General features: G+C 68.4%; 8 protein-coding genes. 6 read left to right on the top strand and 2 right to left on the bottom strand.

Translation table 11 applies throughout. The features are described 5' to 3' along the window. The 4 genes from APM_RS02195 to APM_RS02210 all read left to right on the top strand — a co-directional run. Nucleotides 1-933: amino acid ABC transporter ATP-binding/permease protein (locus tag APM_RS02195; RefSeq protein WP_007421725.1), on the top strand; the 933-nt coding region annotated here is incomplete at its 5' end. 120 nt (nucleotides 934-1053) lie between these two features. Continuing rightward, the gene (locus APM_RS02200; RefSeq protein WP_007421726.1) at nucleotides 1054-2667 is read left to right on the top strand and encodes a cytochrome ubiquinol oxidase subunit I; all 1614 of its coding nucleotides are present in this window, start codon (nucleotides 1054-1056) and stop codon (nucleotides 2665-2667) included. Nucleotides 2668-2679: 12 nt separating this feature from the next. Beyond that, a complete protein-coding gene (gene cydB / locus APM_RS02205) occupies nucleotides 2680-3819 on the top strand; it encodes a cytochrome d ubiquinol oxidase subunit II (RefSeq protein WP_007421727.1) in 1140 nt (379 codons plus the stop codon). Nucleotides 3820-3836: 17 nt separating this feature from the next. Further along, nucleotides 3837-4046, top strand: a complete 210-nt coding sequence (locus APM_RS02210; RefSeq protein ID WP_007421728.1) for a hypothetical protein — start codon at nucleotides 3837-3839, stop codon at nucleotides 4044-4046. Nucleotides 4047-4267: 221 nt separating this feature from the next. On the opposite strand, the gene APM_RS02215 is transcribed toward APM_RS02210, so the two are convergent. Further along, nucleotides 4268-4714, bottom strand: a complete 447-nt coding sequence (locus tag APM_RS02215) for a hypothetical protein (RefSeq protein ID WP_007421729.1) — start codon at nucleotides 4712-4714, stop codon at nucleotides 4268-4270. A 227-nt stretch (nucleotides 4715-4941) separates the two neighbouring features. Between APM_RS02215 and APM_RS02220 the strand changes: the two genes are divergently transcribed. Both APM_RS02220 and APM_RS02225 read left to right on the top strand, forming a co-directional pair. Further along, on the top strand, nucleotides 4942-5691 hold the full coding sequence (locus tag APM_RS02220; protein WP_007421730.1) for a Crp/Fnr family transcriptional regulator: 750 nt from the start codon (nucleotides 4942-4944) through the stop codon (nucleotides 5689-5691). A gap of 85 nt (nucleotides 5692-5776) precedes the next feature. Further along, complete coding sequence (locus APM_RS02225) at nucleotides 5777-6478, top strand: CBS domain-containing protein (protein WP_007421731.1); 702 nt, start codon at nucleotides 5777-5779, stop codon at nucleotides 6476-6478. Nucleotides 6479-6485: 7 nt separating this feature from the next. On the opposite strand, the gene APM_RS02230 is transcribed toward APM_RS02225, so the two are convergent. Then, a partial coding sequence (locus APM_RS02230; RefSeq protein WP_007421732.1) for a pyridoxal phosphate-dependent aminotransferase occupies nucleotides 6486-7499 on the bottom strand: 1014 nt, incomplete at its 5' end.

The raw sequence follows: 7499 nt of genomic DNA on the forward strand, positions 1-7499 counted from the left end.
GCGCACCGGATCGCCGGGCCGGTCATCGCCCTGCTCGCCCTCGGCGCGATGGCCGCCTTCGAGGCCGTCGCCCCGCTGCCGGCGGCGTTCCAGCTCCTCGGCGGCATGGCGGATTCGGCGCGCCGCGTCTTCGACCTGCTCGACCGCCCGCCGCCCGTCGCCGAGCCCGCCTCCAGCCCGCGCCGCCCGGCCCGGCTCGATCTCCGGCTCGACGGCGTTTCGCTCCGCTATCCGGGCGCCGCGCATCCGGCGCTCGCCGGGATCGACCTCGCGATCGCCGAGGGCGAGCACGTCACCATTCTCGGCCGCAGCGGTGCCGGCAAGACCTCGCTGTTCAACCTGCTGCTCCGCTTCGCCCCGCACGAGGCGGGAACGGCCACGATCGGCGGCGTCGATCTCGCCACGATCCGCGGCGACGACCTGCGTTCGCTGTTCACCGTGGTCTCGCAGACCACCGCGATCTTCGCCGGCACCCTGCGCGACAACCTCCTCCTCGCCCGCCCGGATGCGGACGATGCGGCACTCTGGCGCGCGCTCGAGACCGCCCGCCTCGCCGATTTCGTCCGCGCCCGTCCCGGTGGTCTCGATTCGCTGGTGGGCGAGGCGGGGGCAAAACTCTCCGGCGGCGAGGCGCGGCGGCTCTCGCTCGCCCGCGCCGCCCTGCGCGCCACCCCCTTCCTGCTGCTCGACGAGCCGACCGAGGGGCTCGACCCGCTGACCGAGGCCGAATTCCGCCGCGCGCTCGCCGGGCTCGCCGCCGGGCGCACGGTGATCGCCATCACCCACCGGCTCGACCACCTCGCCGATGACGACCGCGTGGTGATGCTGGCCGAGGGCCGCATCGTCGCCGACGGCCGTTTCGGCGCGCTCCGCCAGGGCGCCGGGCCTGTGGCGCGCCTGTCACGGCTGCGGGAGATGTCGCTCCGGTTCTGAGCCCGGCTGAAACGGATTGATACAGATCAATGCGCCGCCGCGTGGCGGCATTATCGATCGGGAAACTACCGTTCACCGCCGTGCGGGGAATCCCGCCGGTCCTCGGGCCAGGAGTCCATCATGATCGACCCGACAGTCGTCGACCTGTCGCGCCTGCAATTCGCGCTGACCGCGCTGTATCATTTCCTTTTCGTCCCCCTCACGCTGGGCATGACCTTCCTGCTCGCGACGATGGAGACGGTCTACGTCATCACCGGCAAGAAGATTTACAAGGACATGGCCCTGTTCTGGGGCAAGCTGTTCGGCATCAACTTCGCCATCGGCGTCGCCACCGGCCTGACCATGGAATTCGAGTTCGGCACCAACTGGTCGATGTACTCGCATTTCGTGGGCGACGTGTTCGGCACCCCGCTCGCCATCGAGGGGCTGATGGCCTTCTTCATGGAAAGCACCTTCATCGGCCTGATGATCTTCGGCTGGGACCGGCTGAGCCGCCCCGCGCATCTCGCCATCACCTACCTCGTCGCCCTCGGCTCGAACCTCTCGGCGCTGTGGATCCTGATCGCCAACGGCTTCATGCAGGACCCGACCGGCGCGAAATTCGACCCGGACACGATGCGCATGCAGTTCCACAGCTTCATGTCCCTCGTCTTCAGCCAGGATGCGCAGGCGAAGTTCGTGCATACCTCGATCGCCGGCTTCGTCACCGGCTCGATGTTCGTGATGGGCATCTCGGCCTACTACCTGCTGCGCCGCCAGCACCGTGAATTCGCCGCCCGCTCGTTCCGCATCGCCGCGATCTTCGGGCTGATCTCCACCCTCGGCGTGGTCACGCTGGGCGACGCGCTCGGCCGCATGGACTATCTCGTGCAGCCGACCAAGCTCGCCGCGATGGAAGGCATCTGGCACACCACCAAGGGGCCGAGCGCGCCCTGGCTGATCGCCGCCGTGCCGAATGACCGCACGCAGAAGAACGATTTCGCCATCGGCATCCCCTATGTGCTGACCCCGCTGGTCGCGCATGCCTGGAATGTCCGCATCCCCGGCATCGACGAACTGGAACAGCAGGCCCAGCTTCGCGCCGCCAAGGGCATCCAGGCGGTGATCGCGCTCAAGCAGTATGGCGAAACCCACAGCCCGGCGGCGCTCGCCGCCTTCCGCAAGAACGAGGCGGACATGGGCTACGGCTTCCTCGCCCAGCGCTTCGCGCCGGATCAGGACCTGTCGAAGATCACGCCCTCGAACCTGCCGGGCATACTGAAAAGGGCCGGCCGCGAATCGATCCCCAACGTCTTCGTCGAGTTCTGGAGCTTCCGCCTGATGGTCGGCCTCGGCCTCGCCTTCCTCGTGGTGTTCGCCTTCGGCGCCTATTACAGCCTGAGGAACGAGCTTGAGAAACACCCGCTGGTGATGCGCGCGGCGATGTGGGCGATCCCGCTGCCGGTGCTGGCCTGCGAGTTTGGCTGGATCACCGCCGAGAACGGCCGCCAGCCCTGGACGGTCTATGGCTGGCTGCCGACCTTCCAGTCCGCCTCCAGCCACACGGTCGGCTACATGCTGTTCTCGCTGATCGGCTTCGCGCTGCTCTACAGCCTGTTCATCGCCGCCGAACTCTACCTGATGTTCAAATATGCAAGGCTCGGCCCCGGCGAGCACGCCCATGCCCGTCCGGTCGAGGCGGCGGCCAGCCCGTCGCTGATGCGCCCCGGCTACGCCGACAAGTCCTGGCAGTAAGGAAACCGCGCCATGGAACTCTATATCGCGCTCAAGGTCATCTGGGCCGTGCTGCTCGGGGTGCTTCTCTCCGGCCTCGGCATCATGGTGGGGATGGACATGGGGGTCGGCGCGCTGCTGCGCTTCGTCGGCCGCACCGATGCCGAACGCCGCACCGCGCTCGCCGTGATCGGCCCGCACTGGGACGGCAACCAGGTCTGGTTCATCCTCGGCGGCGGCGCCATCTTCGCCGCCTTCCCGACGCTCTACGCCACCTCGTTCTCGACCTTCTACGTGGTGATGATCCTGCTGCTGTTCAGCATGATCATGCGCCCGGTCGCCTTCGAATACCGCTCCAAGGTCGATGCGCGGCGCTGGCGCGCGACCTGGGACTGGGCGTTCCTGATCTCCGGCGCGCTGCCGATGATCATCTACGGCGCCGCCTTCGGCAACGTGCTGCAGGGGGTCGGCTTCCACTTCAGCTGGGACGGCCAGTACTACCAGGATGGCAGCTTCATCTGGTACCTGCTCAACCCCTTCGCGGTGATGTGCGGTGTGCTCTCGCTCGCCCTCGCCGTGCACCAGGGCGGGGCGATGCTGATGATCCGCGGCGAGGGCCCGATCGCCGAGCGCGCCCGGCGCTATGCGGTGCCCGCCGGCCTGCTCGCCGCCGCCCTGTTCGCGATCGGCGGCGTCTGGGTCCGCTTCATCAAGGGCTTCGCCTACACCGCCCCGGTCAACCCGGCGATGCCGGCGACCCCGCTCGGCGGCCCTTCGGTCGCGATGCGCGCCGGCGCCTGGATGGACAATTTCCACCAGCATCCGGTGCTCTGGCTGCTGCCGGCGGTGGGGCTGCTCGGCATGGTCGCGGGTCCGCTGGCGCTCGCCGCCCGCAAGCCGATCCTCGGCTGGTGGCTCGGCGCGCTGGCCTGGATCGGCACGATCTTCACCACCGGGGCGGCGATGTTCCCCTTCCTGATGCCCTCCACCACCGCGCCGGCGCAGAGCCTGACGGTGTGGAACGCCTCGGGCAGCGCCTACAATCTCGGCTGGATGCTGGCCTTCGCGCTGGTCTTCGTGCCGATCATCCTGAGCTACACGGCCTGGGCCTTCCGCGTCATGCGCGGGAAGGTCAAGACCGAGTCCGTCATCGCCAACGATCACTCCTACTGAGGAGCGGAGATCGAGCCATGTTGAACACGATCAAATTCGCCGCCCTCGCGGTCATCCTCTTCGCGGCGATCCTGCTCGCCGTGGTCACCGGCGACGAGGGGCCCTGGTATTTCGGCTGGCTGGTCGGAACGATGATGATCGTTCTGATCTCGGCGAGCGGCGCCGTTCTGTTCGAGGCACAGCAATCGGCGGTCCTTGGCCGCCATCAGCCCGACGACAAAGTGTAAGGAGACGCCCCGATGCTCGGTGGACTTGAAGGCCTGATCCTGTTCATCCCGTTCGTCTATCTCGGGTTGTACGTTCTCGCATGGCTGTACACGCGGCGCCGCTTCCCCTGACGGCAGCGCCGTAGCCGTGCCAGTCTGGCCGGGCCGCTTTCGGGCGGTCCGGCCGCTTGTCGTTCTGGAGGACTTGCCGGCCGGGCCGGCATCCCTTGCGTCGGTGCGGGTCAGAGCAGGAAGGTGTGTTCCCCGGCCCGGGAGACCGCCCGGGCAACACCGCCGAGCGCGCCGGCCGGAAGGTCGGCCCCCGTGGCGACGATGCGGATGGCGCCGCAGCCGGTATCATGCGCGATGGCCGCGAGCCGTGCCGCGAGCGCGGTGAGCAGCGGCCTGTCATCGAGCGGGTCGAGCACCGCGAAGGGCCGCACCGCCATCAGCCGGCCATGTTCGAGATCGGCCTCGCACCGGTAGCAGGCCAGGCCGCAAGGGTTGCGCCGCCGCACCCGGCGGATCGTGATCATGCCGCGCCGGCCGGGATTCGCCGCGATGCACTCGCGCGCATGGCGCCGCCATCGCGCGAGGTCGAGCCAGGGCTGGGCCAGGCGCGCGATCACGAAGCACGGGTCGATGTGCTCGCGGATCATGGGTTCGATCAGGTAAGTCGGTTCATGCATGCAATGTAACATCGTCAGAAAGCATGACAGGATCGACCAAGCGGATGAACCGCGCCTTGATCGAAATCAACCGGAAGCCCTGTAAGATTCTCGAATTAAAAGACAAAGCGCCGCGCGCGTCGCCGGTGGCGCAGCTAACCGCACATTCGCGGCCTGAATCATACGAGTTGCGCGACCTTGTTGCTCTGCACTACAAAATGATTGCTGAGACGTCGGAAGGACGCGAGATGCTGGAGCAGCGGGACCGGGCGCTTCGCTCGCCCATCAATCTTTCGGAAGCCATCATTCCTGGCCTGTGCGCGGGCTGCGAGGCGCGGCATATCGGCCTGTGCGATGCGCTGGCGGACGAGGATCTTCATTTCCTCGCGAGCGTGGCGCGGCAGTCCACGGTGTCGCGCGGCCAGAGCTTCGCGGTGGAGGGCGACAGCGCCCGTTACTTCTTCAACATCAATCACGGCACCGCCAAGCTGCACAAGGACCTGCCCGACGGGCGCCGGCAGATCACCGGCTTCGTCGGCGCGGGCGATTTCGTCGGCCTCGCCGCCGACGACCGCTACACGTTCAGCGCCGAGGCGATCGACGACGTCCGGCTGTGCCGGTTCGACCGCGTGGAAATGCGCAACGTGTTCTCCCGCTTTCCCGCGCTCGAGCGCCGGCTGCTCGACGTCGCCTCGCACGAACTCATCGTGGCGCAGGAGCAGATGCTGCTGCTCGGCCGCAAGAGCGCGATCGAGCGGCTCGCCAGCTTCATCGACAGCTGGAGCCGGCGGGCGATGATGTGCGGCGCCCCGCGGGCCGGGCTGCGGCTGCCGATGACCCGCACCGATCTCGCCGATTATCTCGGCCTGACCATCGAAACCGTCTCCCGCGCGCTCACCGCGCTGCGCAAGCAGGGCGTGATCGACGTGACGCCGGACCACAATATCAGCGTCGCCCGCCCGCAGGCCCTGGCCGAAATCGCCCGCGCCGGCGCCTGAGGCCGGCCCGCTTCCGCGATTGACGCAAGTCAATGCGCGGGCGGAGGGCATCGCGCATGGTCCTCCTAGCCAAAAGGAGGATGACATGAACGTGCGTGAGATCATGACGGTTGGTCCACTCACCGTCGAACCCGAGACGACCGTTGCCGATGCCGGCCGGATCATGCTCGACCAGAACCTGTCCGCCCTCCCGGTGATCGACCGTGGCGGCCGGCTGCTCGGCATCATCACCGATGGCGACATGCTGCGCCGCCCCGAACTCGAGACCGCGCCGGACATCGGCTGGTGGCGCGGCTTCCTCGCCCCCGAAACCTCGGCCCGGCAGTTCGCCCGCACCCGCGGCCGGCATGTCGGCGAGATCATGACCACGCCGGTCCGCTCCGTCGGCCCCGACACGCCGCTGTGCGATGCGATCGACATCATGGAAACCTACCGGGTGAAGCAGCTGCCGGTCGTCCAGGGCGAGATCCTGCTCGGCATGCTCAACCGGCGGAACATCCTCGCCCGGCTGATCACCGCGCTGCTGGTGGTCGAGGATACCCCGGTCAGCGACGATGTGGTGGCCAGCCGCATCCGGGCCGCGATCGAGAAGACCAACTGGGCGCCCAAGGCGACCATCGAGGTCAAGGTCGATCACGGTGTCGCGACGCTTTCCGGCCCCGTGTTCAGCGATGCCGAGCGGATGGCGCTGATCGTGCTCGCCGAGGGAATCGGCGGTGTGCGCCGGGTGGCGGACGAAATGGTCTATGTCGATCCGACCAGCGGGGTCGCCTTCGGCTCGTACTAATGGGGCCCTATCTTCCGGGCGGCGACTCGGTCAGCCGGCGCGCCGCCTCGGCGATGTCGGCCTCGTCGGCGCAATAGGAAAACCGCACGAAATCGCCGCCGCGCGCGGTGTCGAAATCATGCCCCGGCGTCGCGGCGATGTGCAGCTCGTGCAGCATCGCGCGGCAGAAGGCGGCGCTGTCCTGCCCGGTCGCGGCGATGTCGGCATAGATGTAGAAGGCGCCATCCGCCGGGGAGAGCTTCGTCATCCCGGCGCGGGGCAGGGCGTCGAGCAGCAGGGCGCGCGAACGGGCATAGGCGTCGCGCCGCGCCGAAAGCTCGGCGTGGCAGTCGAACGCCGCCTCGGCCGCGCGCTGGGCGACATGCGGCGCGCAGATGAACATGTTCTGCGCGAGGCACTCCACCGGCCGCACCAGCTCCTCCGGCAGTACCATCCAGCCGACGCGCCAGCCCGTCATCGAGAAATATTTCGAGAACGAGTTGATCACGATCGCCGAGGGGCTGAAGGCGGCGGCGGTGGCCGCCGGCTTGCCATAGGTCAGGCCGTGATAGATCTCGTCGCTGATCAGGCGGATGCCGTTCGCATGGCAGTGCCGGGCGAGGGCGGCGAGCTCGTCGGGGTGCAGCATCGCCCCGGTCGGGTTGGCGGGCGAGGCGATCAGCAGCCCGTCCGGCTGCGGGTCGAGCGCCGCGATCATCGCCACTGTCGGCTGGAATCCGGTTTCCTCGGTGGCCGGCAGCAGCAGCGGCCGCAGCCCGAGCGCCGTCATGATGTTCAGGTAGGGCGGATAGCATGGGGCGGCGAGGGCGATCGTGTCCCCCGGTTCGAAGGCGGCGAGGAAGGCGAGCGGAAACCCGCCCGAGGCCCCGGCGGTCACCGCGACGCGTGCGGCGGGAAGGTCGAGCCCGTACCAGTCGGCATAATGCGCGGCGATCCGCCGCCGCAGGCCGGGCAGGCCCAGCGCCTCGGTATAGCCGAGCGGATCGGTCCCCGCCATCGCGGCGGCGACGGCGTGGCGCAC

Origin of the sequence: Acidiphilium sp. PM (genome assembly GCF_000219295.1) — a bacterium.
Taxonomy (GTDB): Bacteria; Pseudomonadota; Alphaproteobacteria; order Acetobacterales; family Acetobacteraceae; genus Acidiphilium; species Acidiphilium multivorum.